The sequence below is a fragment of the Undibacterium sp. Ji42W genome, assembly GCF_049340405.1.
In the GTDB taxonomy this organism is placed as follows: Bacteria; Pseudomonadota; Gammaproteobacteria; order Burkholderiales; family Burkholderiaceae_D; genus Undibacterium.
The window spans coordinates 211,249-230,688 of the sequence record NZ_JBMPOV010000010.1 but is presented as its reverse complement, the minus strand read 5'-3'; the positions used below and the strand labels follow the sequence as shown (position 1 = coordinate 230,688).

Annotated in this window: 20 protein-coding genes and 1 tRNA gene; 12 read left to right on the top strand and 9 right to left on the bottom strand. The window is 49.4% G+C overall.

Features of this window, described 5'->3' with window-relative positions:
- Nucleotides 1-12: 12 nt before the first annotated feature.
- The 4 genes from ACO0LG_RS22035 to ACO0LG_RS22020 all read right to left on the bottom strand — a co-directional run bounded on the left by ACO0LG_RS22035 (nucleotide 13) and on the right by ACO0LG_RS22020 (nucleotide 3,775).
- Entirely contained in the window at nucleotides 13-1,020 is a 1,008-nt protein-coding gene (locus ACO0LG_RS22035; protein WP_423029702.1) for a M48 family metallopeptidase, read from the bottom strand.
- Nucleotides 1,017-2,099 (bottom strand): YjgN family protein, encoded by a 1,083-nt coding sequence (locus ACO0LG_RS22030; RefSeq protein ID WP_423029701.1) that lies wholly within the window; start codon nucleotides 2,097-2,099, stop codon nucleotides 1,017-1,019. The genes ACO0LG_RS22035 and ACO0LG_RS22030 overlap by 4 nt, the downstream gene beginning before the upstream one ends.
- A 151-nt stretch (nucleotides 2,100-2,250) precedes the next feature.
- Nucleotides 2,251-2,781, bottom strand: coding sequence for a lipocalin-like domain-containing protein (locus ACO0LG_RS22025; protein WP_423029700.1), 531 nt, complete (start codon nucleotides 2,779-2,781; stop codon nucleotides 2,251-2,253).
- 1 nt (nucleotide 2,782) lies between these two features.
- The gene (locus ACO0LG_RS22020; RefSeq protein WP_423029699.1) at nucleotides 2,783-3,775 is read right to left on the bottom strand and encodes a quinone oxidoreductase family protein; all 993 of its coding nucleotides are present in this window, start codon (nucleotides 3,773-3,775) and stop codon (nucleotides 2,783-2,785) included.
- A gap of 122 nt (nucleotides 3,776-3,897) precedes the next feature.
- Here ACO0LG_RS22020 and ACO0LG_RS22015 point away from each other — a divergent pair, with 122 nt between their 5' ends.
- From ACO0LG_RS22015 to ACO0LG_RS21985, 7 genes are all read left to right on the top strand, one after another.
- A complete protein-coding gene (locus ACO0LG_RS22015; protein ID WP_423029698.1) occupies nucleotides 3,898-4,764 on the top strand; it encodes a LysR family transcriptional regulator in 867 nt (288 codons plus the stop codon).
- A 221-nt stretch (nucleotides 4,765-4,985) separates the two neighbouring features.
- Nucleotides 4,986-5,378 (top strand): flagellar protein FlaG, encoded by a 393-nt coding sequence (locus ACO0LG_RS22010; RefSeq protein WP_423029697.1) that lies wholly within the window; start codon nucleotides 4,986-4,988, stop codon nucleotides 5,376-5,378.
- Between the two features lie 11 nt (nucleotides 5,379-5,389).
- Complete coding sequence (locus tag ACO0LG_RS22005) at nucleotides 5,390-6,322, top strand: hypothetical protein (RefSeq protein ID WP_423029696.1); 933 nt, start codon at nucleotides 5,390-5,392, stop codon at nucleotides 6,320-6,322.
- A gap of 203 nt (nucleotides 6,323-6,525) precedes the next feature.
- Entirely contained in the window at nucleotides 6,526-7,989 is a 1,464-nt protein-coding gene (locus ACO0LG_RS22000) for a pyridoxal phosphate-dependent decarboxylase family protein (RefSeq protein WP_423029695.1), read from the top strand.
- Between the two features lie 4 nt (nucleotides 7,990-7,993).
- Nucleotides 7,994-9,247, top strand: a complete 1,254-nt coding sequence (locus tag ACO0LG_RS21995) for an ATP-grasp domain-containing protein (protein WP_423029694.1) — start codon at nucleotides 7,994-7,996, stop codon at nucleotides 9,245-9,247.
- Nucleotides 9,248-9,269: 22 nt separating this feature from the next.
- On the top strand, nucleotides 9,270-10,802 hold the full coding sequence (locus ACO0LG_RS21990; RefSeq protein ID WP_423029693.1) for a hypothetical protein: 1,533 nt from the start codon (nucleotides 9,270-9,272) through the stop codon (nucleotides 10,800-10,802).
- A gap of 75 nt (nucleotides 10,803-10,877) precedes the next feature.
- The gene (locus tag ACO0LG_RS21985; RefSeq protein ID WP_423029692.1) at nucleotides 10,878-11,411 is read left to right on the top strand and encodes an isochorismatase family protein; all 534 of its coding nucleotides are present in this window, start codon (nucleotides 10,878-10,880) and stop codon (nucleotides 11,409-11,411) included.
- 28 nt (nucleotides 11,412-11,439) lie between these two features.
- On the opposite strand, the gene ACO0LG_RS21980 is transcribed toward ACO0LG_RS21985, so the two are convergent.
- Entirely contained in the window at nucleotides 11,440-12,120 is a 681-nt protein-coding gene (locus ACO0LG_RS21980; protein WP_423029691.1) for a hypothetical protein, read from the bottom strand.
- A 300-nt stretch (nucleotides 12,121-12,420) separates the two neighbouring features.
- Here ACO0LG_RS21980 and ACO0LG_RS21975 point away from each other — a divergent pair, with 300 nt between their 5' ends.
- Both ACO0LG_RS21975 and ACO0LG_RS21970 read left to right on the top strand, forming a co-directional pair.
- A complete protein-coding gene (locus ACO0LG_RS21975; RefSeq protein ID WP_423029690.1) occupies nucleotides 12,421-13,128 on the top strand; it encodes an SDR family oxidoreductase in 708 nt (235 codons plus the stop codon).
- Nucleotides 13,129-13,217: 89 nt separating this feature from the next.
- Entirely contained in the window at nucleotides 13,218-13,751 is a 534-nt protein-coding gene (locus ACO0LG_RS21970) for a thioesterase family protein (RefSeq protein WP_423029689.1), read from the top strand.
- Between the two features lie 2 nt (nucleotides 13,752-13,753).
- Here the strand turns inward: ACO0LG_RS21970 and ACO0LG_RS21965 are convergent, their stop codons facing one another.
- Nucleotides 13,754-14,509, bottom strand: coding sequence for an SDR family oxidoreductase (locus ACO0LG_RS21965; protein ID WP_423029688.1), 756 nt, complete (start codon nucleotides 14,507-14,509; stop codon nucleotides 13,754-13,756).
- A gap of 198 nt (nucleotides 14,510-14,707) precedes the next feature.
- Nucleotides 14,708-16,618 (bottom strand): ATP-binding cassette domain-containing protein, encoded by a 1,911-nt coding sequence (locus ACO0LG_RS21960; protein ID WP_423029729.1) that lies wholly within the window; start codon nucleotides 16,616-16,618, stop codon nucleotides 14,708-14,710.
- Nucleotides 16,619-16,794: 176 nt separating this feature from the next.
- Between ACO0LG_RS21960 and ACO0LG_RS21955 the strand changes: the two genes are divergently transcribed.
- A tRNA-Arg gene (locus ACO0LG_RS21955) sits at nucleotides 16,795-16,869 on the top strand.
- A gap of 288 nt (nucleotides 16,870-17,157) precedes the next feature.
- On the opposite strand, the gene ACO0LG_RS21950 is transcribed toward ACO0LG_RS21955, so the two are convergent.
- Nucleotides 17,158-17,532 carry a VOC family protein gene (locus tag ACO0LG_RS21950; RefSeq protein ID WP_423029687.1) on the bottom strand — a complete coding sequence of 125 codons (375 nt, stop codon included), beginning with the start codon at nucleotides 17,530-17,532 and terminating at the stop codon, nucleotides 17,158-17,160.
- A gap of 389 nt (nucleotides 17,533-17,921) precedes the next feature.
- On the opposite strand from ACO0LG_RS21950, the gene ACO0LG_RS21945 reads away from it, so the two are divergent.
- Entirely contained in the window at nucleotides 17,922-18,092 is a 171-nt protein-coding gene (locus tag ACO0LG_RS21945) for a hypothetical protein (protein ID WP_423029686.1), read from the top strand.
- Nucleotides 18,089-18,481 carry an STM3941 family protein gene (locus ACO0LG_RS21940; RefSeq protein WP_423029685.1) on the top strand — a complete coding sequence of 131 codons (393 nt, stop codon included), beginning with the start codon at nucleotides 18,089-18,091 and terminating at the stop codon, nucleotides 18,479-18,481. The genes ACO0LG_RS21945 and ACO0LG_RS21940 overlap by 4 nt, the downstream gene beginning before the upstream one ends.
- Nucleotides 18,482-18,547: 66 nt before the next feature.
- Here the strand turns inward: ACO0LG_RS21940 and ACO0LG_RS21935 are convergent, their stop codons facing one another.
- Nucleotides 18,548-19,246 (bottom strand): phosphodiester glycosidase family protein, encoded by a 699-nt coding sequence (locus ACO0LG_RS21935; RefSeq protein ID WP_423029684.1) that lies wholly within the window; start codon nucleotides 19,244-19,246, stop codon nucleotides 18,548-18,550.
- Nucleotides 19,247-19,440: the final 194 nt, after the last annotated feature.

The window sequence follows — 19,440 nt, the reverse complement described above, 5'->3', positions numbered from 1 at the left end:
TTTGATCTTGCCTCAATTATTGCCGCGTATGCGCATGACGCGTTCGCTGCCGGATGGGTGGCTGGAGATGTAAGGTGATACACCAGGAGCCAGGGCCTCAAGCTTTTCAAAGGCGGCTGCCAGGTGTTCGCGGGCAATGCCATTGGCATCCATCATTTGCATGGCGTAGTCATCCGCTTCAGTTTCGGCGTCCCGCGAATATTTCATATCCAGCATCAGTGTCGGTATATTGGCAATCACTGCTGACACATCGCCAAACAGCAAGGTAGTGACGGCACCCACTGCAGAACTTTGTATGATGCGGCGTGTCATGTGTCGCTCGTGCAAATGACCAAGCTCATGGGCAAGCACACCCATGACTGCATCATCGTCCTTCATCAAGGTAATGATTTCATCGGTGATGATGATGTCGCCAGATGGCAGGGCAAAGGCATTCGGGCCTATGGCACTTTTACGAAATACCAGTTGATATTTAGGGCTGCCTTCACGCGGTGGGCGTAAGCGCTGGAAGCGTTCACGCAATTCTGTCTGTCTGGCTGCAGGCAATTTTGAAGGCTGAAATATATGCTTGTCCAAAAATTCCAGCACCCCGTCACCCAGTTTGCGCTCAACAGATACCGGCGTGGAAAACGCGGCCACCTTGGCTGCTGCTGGCAAACCATAGATATAACCCAGGGTCAGTGTGATGATGACAGCTGCCAGCGCTGCCAGAGTGCCTGTCCAGCTCTGCTGCAATTGAACTACCGCAGAATCCTGGTAGCCGGTACTGTCAAGTATGGCATTGAAGCGGGCATGATCCGTGATTTCCAGATAGGCCCCATCGCTGAAGGTGACCTTGCGCGGGGCATGCCGGGTACGCTCAGATACCCGCAATTCTGACAGCGGGCAACTGCGTATGACCCCTGCATGCAATGTATTACTGACTTCGCATATCTGGGCGATATCGCCCTGCACCGAAAACTCAACATGGTGCAGGCGCGAGGTTTTGCCATCAAAATAGATGGCGGCAACTTTGTTCATAGAGATAAATCAAAATCCAGTAGATCAGCCATGCCTTCGCCTGTTGCATTGACTTGTTCTTGTGTTTCTGCGATGAAGTCATCCAGGCTGCCAGTGACTTCCAGTTGCAGGCTTTCAACGCGATAGCGCAGGGAACGAATTTGTGCAAACGGGATAAACAGACCCAGAGTGCAAACAATACCAAGTATATTGGTGATGGCAATAAAAGTCATGCGACCCCATTGCAAATTGTTCTTGAACTGATGATCACCCAGCTTGGTATGGTTCCAGATCAGGTTTTGCAGCAAGGTCAGGAAGATAGGGTAGATTGCAAACATCCACATATACAGGACGAAGATAAACAGGCCAAATGAGGTGATCGCCGCGATATTTAATTTTTCACCGTGGCCACCAGCAAACAGGGCCAGCACTGTGCTGCCAAAGCCTACGCCAATAACAATCATGCCAGCCAGCATGATGCCTATGCCGACCAGGTAAGCCCAGTAAAACTGGCCAACGCCTGCATTGAAAGAAAAATGTGTGCTGCCGAAACGACTTTCGTTGTGCTGGAATCTTTTCAGGCGTTGATGGAAGACTGGTGCCAGTAAATACAAAGTAACACCAGCCAGCAGGGGCCAAAGTAAGAAAGTGCTGTATGCCTGTCCTGCGGTGCCACGGAAACCAAAACGTATGCCCCGGTAGCTGGAGTTATACAGCTTGAATTGCAGGCTTTTCCAGACCAGCCAGGGCATGACTGCCACCATCATCAACATCATCGCAAATCCCAGACCCACGGAGAATTTGAACGCCAGTTGGTAGCCAAAGACAAAGACAAAAGCAACAATGCGCCCTTTGAGTATGGCAATTGCATTGCCATGGTATTCAAAACTGCTGCCACCAAGATGGGTGCTGGAATACAGGTAGCGGTTGCGGCGTACTTTTGCCCAGGCAGAATATATACCCAGGGTGATAATACTGAGCAATAGATTAACTATCCATATGCGAAAATATTCGCTGCCACTTCCCCTGAATTCAAGTTGCAGCGTACCACTTGAAGATTGCTGACTTACTGAAAAGTCGTTGTTTTGGAAGTTATCCATGCTTGTGTTTTTCCCATGCACTCTAATTTTTTTGGAGCATGGACAATCTCATGGAGTTGGTATTAAGTCAAGTGCAATAGCGCTTTCGACCTCTCATCGCAGATGTTTTTCCACATACTGTCGTGGAAAATAAATGGTTTAAGCAACTTTACTAATGCAGTTTTTTCCAGGTCGAGATAGCGGTAGTGCCATTGCCATTTGCGCCGGCGGGTACCCGATAACTAAGTAGGTCAGCCTTTACCTCAAATTGCCTGGCCTGTTCACTGCCATCCCAGTTTGGGAAGGATGCATGTTCTATCCTGAAAATCAGTACATTTCTTTCTGTATCGATGAAACAGCGGCCATAGTGTGAACTGGTATCAAGGGCGGCAGCCCGGTATTCTGGTTCTGTACCTATGCTTTTATCTCCTGCTGCAAACTTGCTGCGTTCTGATTTGTAGATTTGCAACGAATAAAGGCCAGTGCCGTCAATGATAAGCAAGCCTTGCGGATTTGGCCCAAAGGTTTCGCCACGGCTGCCATCGGCGCGAATTTCTGGTGCTGCCACAAGTGCCCAAGTACCTGCCAGGGATTTTTGTGCCTGTTCGTTCTTATCGACTTCCTGTTCTGTGAAAGCGCTGACTGGCAGGCTGAGGGCCGCCAGATAAATCAAAGTGATGATTTTCTTGTTTGAAGTTTTCATGTCATTTCCCCTGCCATTCGTTTTTTGCTTTGTCACTGATTGCCAGCAGTAATTTGCCTGTAGTCTGGCGTGACTCCAGATCTGTATGGGCTCTGACAGTTTGCTCCAGTGGATAAACCTGATGTATGCGCAAACGCAATACACCTTCGCGCAACCAGTCCAGAACACGCTGGCTTCGGTACTTCAGACTCTCAATGTCAGCAATGTGATGCGCAAGAGTAGGGCGTGTCAAAAACAAAGATCCCTGACGGCATAAGTGCATGGGGTCTATGGGCAGCACATTGCCGCTTGATTGTCCAAACAAAACCAGGCTGCCCAGCGGGCGCAAGACTGCCATGCTGCCGAGGCAAGTAGTCAGACCTACCGAGTCATAAACAACATGTACGCCTTTTTGCTGAGTCAATTCGTTGGTGGCAGCGACAAAGTCAGTTTGCGTATACAAAATTATGTGGTCTGCCCCGGCAGATTTCGCCAATGCCGCTTTTTCCGGGCTGGATACGGTGCTGATGACGTTTGCCCCTTTCTGCTTCAAGACCTGGGTTAACAATAAGCCCACACCACCAGCCCCTGCATGTACCAGCGCCGTCTCTCCGGCCTGTATGCGGTAACTGGTTTCAGATAAATATTGCACGGTGACAGCTTGCAGCATCGTGGCTGCTGCATCGCGAGTGCTGACTTCTGATGGCAAAGCGATCAACTTCCATACGGGAATAGCCATGTACTCTGCATAACCACCAGGCTGCGACAGCCATGCGACCCTTGTACCAACTGGCAAGTCAGCACTGCCTTCGACTACGATGCCCGCGCCTTCAGCACCCGGGGTGCAGGGCAGTGTGGCGGGATTTTGTCCATTGCGCTGATAAACATCTGCATAATTGATTCCGGCGTAATCGACACGTACCAGCACTTCACCATCTTTGGGAGTGGGCACCGGTACATCGCGCAATTCAAGTACTTCTGGTGAGCCTTGTGAAAAAAATTGTATGGCTTGCATATTCTCTCTCTGGTTGGTTGACTGGATTACAGTCATGCTTGATTTGATGACTTGCAGCTTAGCCAAACTCAGACAGAAAGAAAATTACTGAAAAATTCGCCTGGACTGTGCATAATTGCACCATGATGAATTGGGATGATTTACGATATTTTCTTGCACTGGTCGATTGCGGTACGCTGACCGGGGCTGCACGTCGCCTGCAGGTTGAACATACGACAGTTGCCCGTCGCATAGATGCGCTGGAAGTTGTGCTTAAATTGCGTCTGTTTGACAGACTTGTGCGTGGCTGGCAATTGACGGCAGAAGGGCAGGATCTGATTGAACATGCGCGGGAAGTGGAGGAGCGCTGGTTCAGTTTTGAAAGAAAAGCGCTAAGCGCAAGCAAAATGGAAGGTGTAGTGCGCATTTCTGCACCACCCAGTTTATCGACCTTTTTACTCGCCCCCCGGCTTAAAATTCTTTGCGCCAGTTTGACCGGCGTGGAGTTGGAGTTACAGGCAGAACGACATCAGGTCAGCCTGGGCAAACGTGAGGCAGATATTGCTTTGCGGATGGCGCGCCCGCAAACAGCGGGCCTCGTCATCAAACCCCTGGCCAGCGTAGGGTATGGCCTGTATGCCAGCAAAGCCTACCTGAAAAAGCACAAGGAAGACGATTGGGAATTCGTCGCTTATGAAAAACACTCTGCAACGCCCCATCATCAATGGCTGGAAGATTATCTGGCGCAACGCAAAGTTGTTCTTCGCAGTAATGACCAAATGGTGCTGGCACAGTGTGCGGCAGCAAATCTTGGCGTAACGGTTTTGCCGCATTATTTGCGCCAGAGTCATCGCCACCTGTATCGTATAGAGCAACAAGCTTGCCCTCTGCGCAGAAAGCTTTGGCTGGTGATGCACGATGACGTGCGCCGCTCTCCCAGAGTAAGGGCGGTAGCTGATGGTTTGATCGACTTGTTTTCTGGTGCAGAGATGACTGATTTGTTATTGTGAATGTCAAATTAATAATTAATTATTAAATAAGCTTTCATCTTGATTTATTGAAATATTGTATTTATTAACAATCTTTCATTGGTGATTCAGATGGCTATTTACAAGTGGTGACACTAAATTCAGTTGTTCTCAAGAATAAACCTAAACTTTTGACAAAAGCGACCGTAATACACAATATGGAGTAATCCGTCATGTGGTTTAATTTAGGGCTGGAGAGCAAAATGAGCATCAATCAAATAGCAGGTGGGGCCACTGGCGGTGTCAGTGTTGATACCCGGCAAGATGTCAAGGTTGCACCAGTTGTTGCTAAAGCGGCACCTGCATCTGGACCGGTAACAGTTGAAGCCAGTAAAACTGCCGTTAGCAAAGACAGTCAGCCCCAAAATGACATTTCGGCCAAAGAACTAAAGAACTCTGTCGACCAGATCAATCGTGCCATAGGTTTGAATAAAAGCGTTAATCTCAATCTGGATAGCGATTCTGGTAAAGTGGTAGTGCAGATTGTTGATAATGAAACCAATGTCGTATTGCGGCAAATCCCCTCCAGAGAAGTGCTGGCTATAGCCCGTGATCTGGAAGGTAAAAAAGGTGTTTTGTTGAACGACCATGCATGAATGGATAAAGAGTGATTGTCAGCTCTGATGTTGAATACTGGTTAAAACAAGCAAGTTTGCCTCTCCTTGACAGGATAGGCAATGCATCCGAAGAACTATTGGCATATGTCGCGAAAGTGAATAACACTCCCGCCGACCTAGGGCTAATACAGGCTAAACTGAATCCCGATTTTTTAAATGATATCCGTACAGCCATAGCGGATATGCCACCTGCTGTGCTGAGGCTTTTGGATAAACCCTTGCTAGGTGTTTATCTTGGACATGGCCTTGGGTCATCTGCTGTGACGGACGTTGTCTCAGACCCTGATGGCAAGATACTAGGCGTCGTGACACTCATGGATGCCGACGCTTTCTTATGCCGCACAGCCAATGACTGGGCTAGCTGGAAAGAAAATACGCCATTTTTGCCAGGCTCAGCTTTTCAAGTCAGTCTGCAAATTGAAACCCCGGAAAACGATCACCGCAAAAATGCCATGCAGTTCTTACTCTTGCATGAATTTGGTCATGTGCTGACGGCCAATAGCGAATTTTTACCCGACTGGTGGATAGGTTCGCAAAAATTCAGATCAACTGATGAATATAGTTTCTTGAGCTTGTCCTGGCAAATCGCCATGAATGGCGACATCATTCCTTTACTCAGACATGATTTTGAGTACCGCAAGAATTTGCGTTTCTATAGTGATCAGCAAGTTGCGGGTGATTTAATCCCCGGCATCTACCAGGCAATGGAAAAAACCGGCTTCTCCAGTCTGTATGCCGCAACTAATGCCTATGATGATTTTGCCGAGGCTTTTGCCATGTATGTGCATAGCGTGATGATGGGCAAGCCTTATCAATTGTCCATCCGTTCAGGCGATGCGATCGTCATGGAAGTGGCAGATTACTGGTCCAGCCCACGCGCCCGCTCCAGGAAACAGTTATTGGCAGACTACCTGTCTGGCTAATCAAGTCTGCGCAATCATCGAATCTGTAGATTCAAGTCTGTTGCCTTTAGGCCACTTTTCGCGATTGAACTATTCGTTCGCATCAATAAAGCAGCAAAATTTGCTTTATTCGACACTTCATTTTCTATCCGCTCATCCATAATGTGAATAAGCTTGGACGCTTCCCGTCTTTGCGCTGCAATTATTCACGGATGGATATTTGAATGACCGTACCGCCAAAGAACTCACTGGACCCCGATGACTGGCAGTCCCTGCGTGCGCAGGGACATCGCATGCTGGACGATATCCTTGATTACGCAGAACACATACGCGAACGCCCAGTGTGGCAAGTAATACCGGATAAAGTGCGCGCAAAATTCCAGTCGACTTTGCCTGCTGCGCCGGCTGAGCTTAGCGAAGTGCATCAACAATTCATGGAAAATATCTTGCCGTATTCAGTAGGCAATAGCCATCCTGGCTTCATGGGCTGGGTGCAGGGCGGTGGCAACCCCGTGGGTACCTTGGCAGAGATGCTGGCAGCGGGCCTGAATGCCAATCTGGGTGGGCGTGATCATATCCCCATAGAAGTCGAGCGCCAGATAACCCGCTGGGTCAGCGAGCTATTCCATTTTCCGGATACTGCCAGCGGCCTGTTCGTTACAGGCACGTCGATGGCTAATTTTATTGCCGTACTGGTAGCACGGGCGCGTGCTCTGGGCGCAGAGGTAAGGTATCAGGGGCTCACGGCTTTTCCTGAGCGGCTGGTAGCTTATACTTCAGCCGGTGCCCATGGTTGTGTCGCCCAGGCCATGGACATGGCAGGGATGGGCAGAAACGCCTTGCGCGTCATCCCCATGAATGCCAGCTTTGAAATGGATGTCGGCGCATTGCAGGCAGCAATCATTGCAGACCGCGCCGCGGGATTAACGCCATTCATGCTGGTAGGCACTGCCGGTTCAGTGGATGTTGGTGCGATTGATGATTTACAGGCCTTGGCAGATGTTGCCAGCATTGAAAAATTATGGTTCCACATCGACGGTGCATTTGGTGCGCTGGGTATGCTGTCGCCCAGTATTGCTGCACGCCTGACTGGCATAGAGCGCGCTGATTCCATCGCCTTTGATTTTCATAAATGGTTGCAAGTACCTTATGACGCAGGCTTTATTCTGGTGGGTGACAGCGATGCTCATTATGCGACCTTTGCCACGCCAGCCAGCTATTTACGGCGTGAGAACAAAGGCCTGGCTGGGGGCTCACCCTGGCCCTGTGATTTTGGGCCTGATTTATCACGCGGTTTCAGGGCACTCAAAACCTGGTTCACTTTGCAGGTATACGGCGCAGAACATCTGGGCCAGATGATTGCTCATACTTGCGAGCTGGGGCAGTATCTTAAAGTCAGTATCCTGGCGAATTCAAAATTCGAATTAATGGCACCGGTTGCCTTGAATATTGTCTGTTTCCGCTACCGTGTTGACGGCCTCAGTGATGAGGCAAGTGATGTACTCAATGCCAATATCGTGATGGCCTTGCAAGAGTCCGGTATCGCAGCACCATCCACCACCATCATCAACAAGCGGCTTGCCATACGCGCGGCAATCGTCAATCACAGAACCACCTCTGCCGATATCGACGCCTTGCTTAATGCAACTCTCGCCATTGGCGAGCAAATTCATACTTCAGGCGATTGAGAATATGACGAACATCGACGAATCTGGCGCGGCAACGGGCGAGCCAGTACAAAGTAAATTGATAGGCCTGGCTCCTCTGATGCGCATCGCATTTTCTGGTGGCGATTTAAAACCACTGGGGACAGAATTGATCGCCTATGCAGAGGAACATCCGCATGACGCGCATGCACTCATGAACCTGGCAACGGTATTGATCTTGCTGGGGCATCGTGATGCGGCCCTGACCACCCAGATGGAAGCTTTGCGATTGCAACCGCTTTATTCAGTGCCCACGACCCGAGAGCCTGCCTTGCGCTTGCTGGCGCTCATGACAGATGGGGACCTGATGGCCAATACCCCGCTTGAATTTTTGGTGGAAGATTCTGATATCGCACTTGATTTGTTATATGTCGGTGCAGGCATACCCGCGGTCGAACAAGTGCCGCCGCATGACGTCATGTTTATTGCCGTTGGCGAGGCAGATGACAAGAATAGCTTGCTGCTTGACCTGCAAGAAATTATCCAGACCTGGCCCACACCGGTATTGAACGCGCCTGAGCGTATCACCCACCTGGGTCGTGACCGCGCCTGCGCCTTGCTGCAAGATGCACCGGGCGTAGCCATGCCCACATCGGCCCGCATCAGCCGTCAAACGCTGGAGCAGATAGGTGGTGGCGAGGTGGCTGTCAGCAGTATTTTGGGTGGCGATGATTTTCCCATTATCGCCCGCCCCCTGGGTTCACATGCGGGCCACGGCTTGCGCAAAGTATTGTCGGCTGAAGATGTGCCAGATTATCTGCAAGCAGTACCAAGTGAAGAATTTTATATCGCCCGCTTTGTCGATTACCGCACTCTTGCAGATGGCCAGTTCAGGAAATACCGCATTATTCTGATCGATGGCAAACCGTTCATCTCGCACATGGGCATTTCCAAACACTGGATGATCCATTATCTGAACGCAGGCATGACAGACAGTGCAGAAAAACGTGCTGAAGAAGCACGCTTCATGCAAAGCTTTGATGAAGATTTTGTACCCCGGCATGCAACAGCATTTGCAGAAATATTCAAACGCCTTGACCTTGATTATGTAGGCATAGACTGTGGCGAAACCCAGGATGGCAAACTCCTGATTTTTGAAGTTGACAGCGATATGATCGTGCACGCGATGGACCCTGTCGATATGTTCCCTTATAAACAGGAACCCATGCAAAAATTATTTGCAGCATTCAGGGATTTGCTGATCAAGACAGCCAGAATGTCACCCGCCTATCAAGGCTAGACCGCACCGGATTGTGCAACCCATGCCAAGCGAAACTCATGCCCCATTCCCAACGCTGGATCAACTGTTGACTGGGGGGGGTGATGCGCGTATAGCCCTGGATGACGACGGTTATAATAAATACGGGTGTGGCATCGTGCCAGACAATTTGTCGCTGGCCTTTGGTTCCGCGACTGCCTCCACCATCTCTGACATGGCACGTTCTGCTGCCAACGTCGTTTATCAAAAGCTGGCATCCGTCAATGGCGGTGCAGAATATTATCCACTGATAGAAAATGAGCTTGAACTTGTCAGGCAAGAGCTAAAACAATTATGTGCATTAACAGTGCAGGCTAAATCTGCTGACCTGGCAACTACTGATGTTGTCTTCGCAGCCTCAGGTACAGATCTGCATTTGATTGCAGCGCAAATGCTGGCCTTGTCATCTCAAGCCAGCCAGTCTGCTTTGCCCATGCTGGTGATCATGGTCGAGCCAGGCGAAACAGGTAGTTCGGTACCCGCTGCGTTAAGTGGGCAGCATTTCAGCAGCCGTTCTGCTCTTGATGTCACCGTTATTTCAGGTGATGTCATTGCTGGCACCCTACCCACAGAACTGCAGACGGTAAGCATCAGGGAGAAGGATGGCAGTGCGCGCAATCTGAAAGATGTCGATGCAGAGGTGGTGGCATTGACAGGTGCGGCGATAGCCCAGCACAGGCATGTCATGCTTGTGCTGGCAGATGTCAGCAAGACGGGCATGATTGCACCCTCTATTAATGTCGCCATAAATTTAAGTAAACGGCATCGTCACAATTTTCATGTCATGGTAGATGCATGCCAGTTCCGCATTTCCAATGCCAGCCTGCATGCCTATTTGCAGCAAGGTTTTTTGGTCGCAGTTACTGGCTCCAAATTTTTAAGCGGCCCCAGCTTCTCCGGGGCATTGTTTGTTCCTGCATCAATAGCAAAAAAACTTAAAATTTTGAGTGTGCCACTGGCTTTGCAAGCTTATTCCAGCCGTGCTGATTGGCCGCGAGAGTGGCCAGGGGCAGACAAGCTAAGCAGACATGTCAATGCAGGTTTGCTGTTACGTTGGGTTGCTGCGCTCGCTGAATTACGCGCATTCCGGCAACTGCCAGAAGCTGCCATTCATCATTTTGTACTGCAATTTGGACATGCCATCCAGTCTTATTTTGAACATAATGCGCATCTTGCTTTACTGCCCGTCTACATTCCAAAACGTGATGTCTTGCATGGAAATGTATCCTGGGACCAGCTACCGACCATCTTCTCTTTCTTGATGAAGGACACTAGCGGCCAGCATTTTCTTGATCGCGAGCAAACCATGCTGGTTTACCGGCGATTGCAAAAAGAAAAACATATGCAGTCAGGGCAACCAGTACTGTGCGGTCTACGCCATCAAATTCCCGTTAGCGCACTTCGCCTCTGCCTCAGTGCACGACTGATTGTCAGCGCCATTGCCGGAGAGGGTGATGGTGCAGAGAAAGTTATCGAAGATGCATTGTTGGTGCTGGATACTGCAGCGCAATTGGCAGCGCAGCCTGAATCGGTCTAGCGGCGCTGCATCCAGGTGCTGTATCCGCAGTATCATATCGCTTTATGCCGTGTAGTACTTTTAGGCTCTGCCACAATGAATACCTTACTTATTATCGATATGCAAAATGCTTGGTTGCATGGTCAAACCCGGCGTTTTGACAAGATAAATGTCATTAAACGCATCAGTCGCGCGGCGGACCATACCCGCGAGCATGGTGGCCAGGTGATTTTTGTACGTCACGCCAATGACGAAGCACTGGCTGGTTCTGCAGGCTGGGAAGTCATACCGGAACTGCCATTTGCTCCTGGCGATGTTTTCGTCGATAAAACTGCCTGTGATTCATTTGCTGGTACCGGCCTGGATACACATTTAAAAGTCACCGGGGCGCATACACTGATTGTTTGTGGTTTGACGACAGAGTTTTGTGTAGATACGACAATCCGTGCTGCCGCATCGCATGGTTTTGATGTGATTGCCCTGTCTGATGCGCATACAACGGGCGACAGACCCCATATGAAAGCCGAAAAAATAGTCGATCATCACAACTGGGTTTGGTCTAATATTGCGACTCCAGCTAATAGTCGCATCATGGTGCGTACTACGGACGAAGTGTTTGTTCATCAGTAATAACCGCACTAATGCCAAAGGCAGGTATTCACTTTGTACAGCCCAGCTCTTTCAAACTGGTTTCAGTGTCGCGCTTGTTATTGGCCTGTGTTTCCATGTCCTGTGCCGTTCCACCTGCTTTTTGAGCATTACGCAAGGCATTGATTTGCTTGCGTAGTTCATCGCACTGCTTTTGCTTGCGGGTAGCTTCGGCAGGATCTGGCCTGCTGCTGTCTTTTGAGTTTTCACCAGTCACTACCTTGCGCTCAGCAGTCTGATGGCGGCTGGCCTCATCTTCAGTCGCGCGTGGACCAAATTTACGCTCGGCTTCTTTTTCAGCCATGCAATCATTTTCGATTTTGATGCGTACGTCATTGGCATTGCCTTTCATTGCATAAACATCGGCAACGATTCTGCGCTGCTCGGCAGTCTTGGCTTCAGACAGCATTCTATCCTGCAATGCGCCGCCTTCCTTATACCAGATCATTTTCTTCGCTTCTTCACCACGGCGCACACAATTGGCATCCAGAGGCGGTTTGTCCGAGGTAGAAGGGCTGGGGTTTTTCTTGATGATTTGACCTTGCCCGCCATCACAAGGCTTGTCCTGATAAGTGCTGCCACAACGATACAGGTTTTGCGCCTGGGCCTGGCCAGGCAAGCTGCTGCCAACGATGAACACGGCGTGCAGTGGCAGTGTAATAGCGAATGAAATAAAGAGAGCGGGGCGCATGATGATTAACCAATGCAGAGAGATAAAGATTCATTACTTTAGCATCCTGCCCGGCACAGTGGCGAGCTGTAAAGGCAGAGATGCCACTGGTTTTTGTAAATTACGTAACATTCTTTGATCAGTTTCCATAATGAGCATTTGAAATCCATTTAAATGATGATTGACATCTAATAATATGACGATCATAATCTAATTAATTTGATTGGTTTCAGGCGGGAAAAAGCAAGCTTTTGACGGTCTCGCTTGCGACGCTCTCCAATCAAACTTATTCATCAAATTTATTTATCAAAAGGATTAATCATGCAACTCAAGAATACCGTCGCATTCGTTACTGGCGCTAACCGCGGTTTAGGTCTGGCATTTGCCAAGGCCTTGCTGGATGCGGGCGTCAAAAAGGTCTATGCGGCTGCCAGGAACCCTGCGCAAATTACTTTGCCCGGTCTTCATCCAATACAACTGGATGTCACCGATCAACAGCAGGTGCTGGCCGCAGCTCAGGCTTGCGGCGACGTTAACTTGCTCATCAACAATGCCGGCATTGCTCAGCCATCGCCATTTCTTGCCAATGACAGCGTGGCTGCCATACGTACACAGTTCGACACCAATTTCTTTGGCATGCTGGCAATGAGCCAGGCTTTTGCCCCTGTGTTGGAAGCCAATGGTGGCGGTGCACTGGTCAATATGCTCTCAGTCCTGAGCTGGATTAACCTGGCTGGCATCAATGGGTACAGCGCATCCAAAGCCGCAGCCTGGTCATTGACCAATGGTTTGCGCAATGAATTGCGTGCACAGGGGACGCTGGTCGTGGGTATACATGCCGCTTTCATCGATACCGACATGACGCAACATGTAGCGATGCCAAAATCTACGCCGCAGCAAGTTGCAGTACAGGTCGTGGAGGCAATAGCGCAGGGCAGGGAAGAAGTGTTTGCCGATGAGATCACCCGGCAAGTCAAACGAGCATTGTCGCTGGACGCTGCACCCTATCTGCGTGAGGGTGGTCAGTAAAATTCAGCAGCGTGAACTAGCGCAGCAGTGCAATAAAAGCCTGTGCCGGGTTATGATGTAAAACTTCTAATCCGGTAAGGGACGTGCCCGTGTCTGGACTTATCCGTAATTTCCTGACGGTCGCACTGGCCTTGCTGTCTTATTTCGTAGTCCGCCGCCGCGCAACAGCAGGTGACCGTGTTACTTCGTATTTCTGGATTACGCCATGGGATACTGGCATCGGGACTTTGAAGAGCGATAAATACTTCCAGCTCGCAGAATCAGCGCAACTGGACTTTGTTATTAAAACTGCTTTGTTACGCCCTATGCTGAGTAGCGGAATGGCCTTTGTCAATGTATCGCAACTGGTCAGTTTCATGAAGCCAGTACATATTTTCCAGCGGGTACGGGTAGAGACGTGCATCATGCATGCAGATGAAAAATCTGCGTATTTTTCACATGCATTCTATGCAGGTGATGCACTGCATGCCGAGTTGCTGGTCAGGATGAAATTCAAGCGTGGGCGCTTAACAGTAAACCCATTTGAATTGTTGGGCTTGCGTTTTGAAGATCCACCTGCGCAACTTCTGGCCTGGGATCAGGCGCTGGTAACAATGGCATCAGTGCGAAACACCTTGCAATAAACTTATCGCCCGCCAGACACATCAACAAAACTACCTGTGATATAAGAAGCCCCATCACTCAACAAAAAGCTGATGGCTGATGCTACTTCTTCCGGTGCACCGCCACGTTGCATGGGGACATTGGTTTTCAGTCTTTCAACCCGGTTCGCCTCGCCACCATCAGCATGCATTGTGGTGTGTATCAAACCTGGCCGCACGCTGTTGACACGTATACCTTCAGCTGCCACCTCCACCGACAATCCTTTGGTCAGGGTATCTATTGCCCCCTTGGTCGCGGCATAATCAATGTATTCAAAGGCTGAACCAAGGCGCGCTGCTGCTGAAGAGACATTGACGATGGCACCGCCTTTGCCACCGTGCCTGGTTGACATGCGTTTCACCGCTTCGCGGCAGCATAAAAAATAACTGGTGACATTGGTGCTGAGCAGGCGGTTGATGCGTTCTGCCGTCAAGTCTTCGAGCCGGCATTGCTGCATGAGTATGCCGGCATTATTGACCAGCGCATCCAGTTTGCCGAGCCGCGCATCTATTTCATTGAACAGGCGTACCACCTCTTTTTCACTGGCAACATCAGCTTGCAGGGCAATCGCCGTACCACCTTGTGCCTCTATCTCTTGCACGACTTGCTGGGCGGCTTCATGATTGTGCAGGTAGTTGATGCAGACGGCGTAACCAGCAGCGGCCAGTTGTTGTGCCGTAGCAGCACCTATGCCGCGACTGCCACCGGTGACTAATGCTACTTTAGCGACTTTTGTCATGATTACTCCTTCTTATAGTATGCATGAAATCATGCATCAAGAACGCATAAAATAAATCATCCAGTTATGGTAACCGGGATGAAGAATTTTCGCTTATGGAGTGGACTTAGAAGGAGTTTGAAGGTGGGATGGTGCGCATGGCGCGCCCTTTTGAATGCATCCCTTGCCGTTGCGAGGGATGCCGTCTGCTATGGATAATCAGCCTTTGCTACGTGCTTCTATCACTTCCCATTTTTCCAGTGCTTCGAGCAATTGCTCATCGATCTCAGCATGGCGGGCATTCAAGAGATTGGCTTGTTCCGGGCCATTTTTATACAGATTGGCATCGGCCAGTTTTGCAGTGATGGATGCTTGCTCGGCTTCCAGTGATGCGATCAACTTTGGCAATTCTTCCAGTTCACGCTGCTCTTTGTAGCTAAGCTTTTTCGGCTTGGCTGCTGCCGGTGCACTCATGCTCGATACTGCTGCCACGGCTGGCTTTTGCTCGGTCTTCGTTGCTTTGGTTGCCGGAACAGTGCTGCGATAGCGTTCCCAGTCAGTGTAACCACCAATAAATTCACGCCACTGGCCTTCGCCCTCGGCGACGATAACCTGGGTTACCACATTGTCAAGGAAGGTACGGTCATGACTGACCAGGAAGACGGTGCCAGTATATTCTTCCAGCAATTCTTCCAGCAATTCCAGCGTATCGATATCCAGATCATTGGTCGGCTCATCCAGCACCAATACATTGGCTGGTTTGGCAAACAGGCGCGCCAGCAACAGGCGGTTGCGTTCACCACCAGACAATGATTTAACAGGTGAGCGTGCGCGTTCAGGCGCGAACAAAAAATCACCCAGATAAGACATCACATGCTTGCGCTGGCCATTGACTTCTACCCAGTCACTACCTGGCGCAATCGTGTCTGCCAGGCTGGCTTCTTCATTGAGTTGCGCACGCATCTGGTCAAAGTAGGCGATTTGCAATTTACTGCCTTGCTTGATCGTGCCGTTATCTGGTTCGTCCTGACCTAGGATCAGTTTCAGCAAGGTAGTTTTACCAGCGCCGTTCTGACCAATCAGGCCAACCTTGTCACCACGCAAAATGATGCTTGAGAAATCATCGATGATGACTTTCTCGCCAAAACTCTTGCTGACATTTTCTAGTTCCGCCACGATCTTGCCTGAGCGTTCACCAGAAGTCACATCCAGCTTGACCTGGCCTTGCTGGTCACGGCGGGCAGTGCGTTGCAGGCGCAATTGCTCAAGACGCTTGACGCGGCCCTCATCGCGCACGCGGCGGGCTTTAACACCTTTGCGTATCCATATTTCTTCCTGCGCCAAAAACTTGTCAAACTTGGCATTTTCTACTTCTTCATTTTCCAGTAAATCCGCTTTGCGCGTCTGGTAAGTCGTAAAATTGCCCGGGAAAGAAGTCAGCTTGCCACGGTCCAGTTCTATGATACGCGTTGCTACATTATCCAGAAAACTACGGTCATGGGTAATGAACAGTACGCTGCCTTTAAAGTCTTTTAGCAAAGCTTCCAGCCATTGTATTGATGAAAAATCCAGGTGATTGGTTGGCTCATCAAGCAGCAAGACATCAGGTGCACTCACCAGGGCACAAGCCAGGGCCACGCGTTTTTTCATACCGCCCGACAAAGTGCCCATGATGGCATCTTTTGACAGGTTCAACTTGTCCAGCGTGGTTTCTACCTTGTTACCCAGGCTCCAGGCATCTGCTGCATCCAGTTTTACCTGGATGTCATGCATGCGCTCCATCAGGGCATCATCATTGTCGCCGCCAAACTGGCCAGTCAACGCTTCATATTCCTGCAGCAGGGCAGGTAGTTCACCCAGGCCAGATGCAACCGCGTCAAACACGCTGAGCTCCATGTCAAATTGCGGCTCTTGCTCGACATAGGCGATCTTGATACCTTGCTGCATGACAAGCAGACCATCATCAATCTTGGATGTGCGTGCGATGATTTTGAGCAGGGAAGACTTGCCCGTACCATTGCGCCCGATCAGGCCTACACGTTCGCCTGCTTCTATGGAAAACTCTGCATGATCGAGCAGAGCAACGTGACCGAATGCCAATTGGGCATCGCTTAATGAGATAACTGCCATAAAACCCTGTGGAACCGGCATCATGGAGATGCGCGGACATAAATTGGAGAAAAGCAGTATTGTACGCTAGCTAGGCATCTAAACTCATCTGCTGAATTGATTGTTGGCTCAAGCTCAGGTAAGATGGCGGGCTGATTGAGAAATGCACAAGCAAATCCGGGCATTTCTCACCGTGTCTCGCCGTAGTTCAATGGATAGAACGTATGCCTCCTAAGCGTAAGATACAGGTTCGATTCCTGTCGGCGGGACCAGTAGTACTTCAGACACCTCACCACATTTCACATAACTCAATAAAATCAAAGAGCTATAAAGAAATTTCAGTTTTGCCAAAAATATAAATTTTTTTTGTCAGCATTTACGAATATCCCAAATTTTAATGAGCTTTGCCGCGAATGACAGACGTGCATTGGCTTCCATTTTCAGCTAGTGCTGCCATGAGGCGTCTGGCCCCGGCACCTGGAAGTACCGCCATATCCCTGATATCCATCTGGCCTGCAGATTCTTGGTAATTTCCGATAATACTGGGGGAAAGAATAAAATCAGACCTCTGGCTCGTGGTGAACTGCTTCGATGTTGTGACCATCAGGACCAATCACAAAAGCAGCATAATATTGCCCTTGATATTGCGAGCGAAGACCGGGAGGGCCATTGTCCTTGCCACCGGCCTCAAGTGCCGCACGGTAAAAATCTTCCACCTGTTGTTTGCTGTGCGCTTTAAAGGCAAGGTGAAGATGCGCAGGTTTTTCTTCTGTTTGATACAGACACAATGACACTTCATCATTTGCACAGAGTTCGACTCCGTAGCTTGGTATCCCCTCGGCGATTACTTTTACGCCTAAAGGTCCCAATGCCTTGAGGAAGAAGGTTTTGCTCGCAGTGAAGTCACTGACTCCGAATTTGACGTGATCAAACATGAATTATTCTCGAAGGCATTTAAAGATCTGAACTCAGAACTTAACAGAATAAATCTACTGAAGCAATTTCGGGCCGCTTGCCTGCTGATTGGTATCTATAACTCATAGCAAGCAAATGATGAGTCGAGATGGTAAATGACTTATTGTAAAAAAATGGCGATTCCTGCTTGTTGGCTAATTTTAATCGACAAAATCGACACTCATCATAAATTTGGTAACTATGCATCATTTCCCAGTGTGATCCTATTTAATTGCATAAAAGATAAGAAGTATAATTTGCGCAAATACGGTATTTGATAATAAGATGTCGAAAAGTAAATTAACTTTCTTAACGAGCTGGTCATGTAGGTGCGATATGGATGGATGTTGGTAATCAATAAGGCGCGTTCATGAATGATGATGTAATCAATGCCAGGGACGAAAAACACATAAAACTGAGCAAAAGCAAATTGCGCCTGTTGTTTGTCGGCTCGGTTCTGTTTGGCGCAATGGGTAACTGGATGGTGAAATTGGATGTTGCTGATATTGAAGCGCATAGCCGTTATAACAACCTGTCATGATGCATGGTATCGCTGTAGTGGCTATCCTGTTTTTTGGATTTTGTACTGTGTTCAGAACCAGAAAGTTGCTGGATAACAGACCGGGGTTAATATTGAATGCATCCGGTTTGCTCGATAACAGCAGTGCAGTTGCAGCAGGCTTTGTACCCTGGCCTGCTGTTGTTGGATTCAGTATTTTTGAAGTTCAAAACCAGAAAACCCTGGTCGTCAGGGTGCGTGAACCCGAGCGCTATATCGTGGCTGGTGGCATGCTCAAGCGTATGTTGAACCGCATGGATGACAAGCTGTGTGGCAGCCCGGTCGTCATCTCAGCCAATTTCCTGAAGCTGGGTTTTAATGAGTTGCTGCAGATCAGCCAGGCCTACTTCCATCGATGTGGCGATAAATGATTAAGCAGTGCTTTGCAGCCCAACGTAGTCCAGAAAGGGTAGGTACGCTAGAGTGAGTAAGGAACATCAACGCACTACCCCGATGATCGGCCCCAGATCTACAGTCACATCATTCCTGTTGAGTTCTACCGAATAAATGCCTGAGATACTGCCATCCAGATACAGGGCATCCTGGCAATGCAGTGTGTCGCGAAAAAATATCGCCATCTCATAAAAATTGACTGGCTGTTCGCTGATCACGAAGAGAGCTTTATTACCGGTCACACCAACGCCATTGCGTTTCAGGCGGGAGCTGGATTCAGGTTTAAATGCGGGATGTATGACGCCGTTTCTCAGTAGTAGCGGGCCAGACTGGGTCGCCAGTAAAACATCCTTGGCCAGTGCCGGGTATTCTGAAGATTCAACAACCTGCGGGCCTGATTTGCTGAGCAGGAAAACGCCATTCGGTTTCAGGAAAAAATTTCCCCAGTTATTGCTCAAATTCAGTGCCGAGACCTGTTCACCATTCTGTACAAAAAGACCTACAGGTGAGTAGTCTGCATGGTACATACCAGCATTCATCGCGAACAGCAGTTGCTTGTTGCGTGCTGCCAGTGAATTCCTTAGTTGCTCAAAGCGCCTGTATCCCTTGCCAGCTTCATCACGCAAGAATAACTGCAGCTCTTCATGTTCGGTATCTACGCTGATAACGGTGAAGCGTGAGTCGGCAGCCGGACACGCCGGGCTGAGCAGCAAACACGCCAGCAGCAACAAGATTTTGTTCAAGTATGATAGATTCGGTAGATTTTTTCGCGACTTTGATTTTACACTGCCTCGCATGCCCTTCTCCCGGAAACAAGCCACATGAAGATTTACTTGCATCGCATTGCGACGGCAGCGCTGGTGCGGTCCTTATCCATCTCTTTCAAGATATGGTTCCAATTATCAATTTCCACCGATGACATCGTTGTGTCGCAAAC

Excerpts from the sequence above, each read along its gene's own strand:
- ACO0LG_RS21945 (WP_423029686.1), top strand. The coding sequence starts at position 17,922 with ATGAATGATGATGTAATCAATGCCAGGGACGAAAAACACATAAAACTG.
- ACO0LG_RS21960 (WP_423029729.1), bottom strand. The coding sequence starts at position 16,618 with ATGGCAGTTATCTCATTAAGCGATGCCCAATTGGCATTCGGTCACGTT.
- ACO0LG_RS22025 (WP_423029700.1), bottom strand. The coding sequence starts at position 2,781 with ATGAAAACTTCAAACAAGAAAATCATCACTTTGATTTATCTGGCGGCC.
- ACO0LG_RS22020 (WP_423029699.1), bottom strand. The coding sequence starts at position 3,775 with ATGCAAGCCATACAATTTTTTTCACAAGGCTCACCAGAAGTACTTGAA.
- ACO0LG_RS21985 (WP_423029692.1), top strand. The coding sequence starts at position 10,878 with ATGAATACCTTACTTATTATCGATATGCAAAATGCTTGGTTGCATGGT.
- ACO0LG_RS21950 (WP_423029687.1), bottom strand. The coding sequence starts at position 17,532 with ATGTTTGATCACGTCAAATTCGGAGTCAGTGACTTCACTGCGAGCAAA.
- ACO0LG_RS22015 (WP_423029698.1), top strand. The coding sequence starts at position 3,898 with ATGATGAATTGGGATGATTTACGATATTTTCTTGCACTGGTCGATTGC.
- ACO0LG_RS22010 (WP_423029697.1), top strand. The coding sequence starts at position 4,986 with ATGAGCATCAATCAAATAGCAGGTGGGGCCACTGGCGGTGTCAGTGTT.
- ACO0LG_RS21940 (WP_423029685.1), top strand. The coding sequence starts at position 18,089 with ATGATGCATGGTATCGCTGTAGTGGCTATCCTGTTTTTTGGATTTTGT.
- ACO0LG_RS21980 (WP_423029691.1), bottom strand. The coding sequence starts at position 12,120 with ATGCGCCCCGCTCTCTTTATTTCATTCGCTATTACACTGCCACTGCAC.
- ACO0LG_RS21995 (WP_423029694.1), top strand. The coding sequence starts at position 7,994 with ATGACGAACATCGACGAATCTGGCGCGGCAACGGGCGAGCCAGTACAA.
- ACO0LG_RS21975 (WP_423029690.1), top strand. The coding sequence starts at position 12,421 with ATGCAACTCAAGAATACCGTCGCATTCGTTACTGGCGCTAACCGCGGT.
- ACO0LG_RS22035 (WP_423029702.1), bottom strand. The coding sequence starts at position 1,020 with ATGAACAAAGTTGCCGCCATCTATTTTGATGGCAAAACCTCGCGCCTG.
- ACO0LG_RS21965 (WP_423029688.1), bottom strand. The coding sequence starts at position 14,509 with ATGACAAAAGTCGCTAAAGTAGCATTAGTCACCGGTGGCAGTCGCGGC.
- ACO0LG_RS22030 (WP_423029701.1), bottom strand. The coding sequence starts at position 2,099 with ATGGATAACTTCCAAAACAACGACTTTTCAGTAAGTCAGCAATCTTCA.
- ACO0LG_RS22000 (WP_423029695.1), top strand. The coding sequence starts at position 6,526 with ATGACCGTACCGCCAAAGAACTCACTGGACCCCGATGACTGGCAGTCC.
- ACO0LG_RS21990 (WP_423029693.1), top strand. The coding sequence starts at position 9,270 with ATGCCAAGCGAAACTCATGCCCCATTCCCAACGCTGGATCAACTGTTG.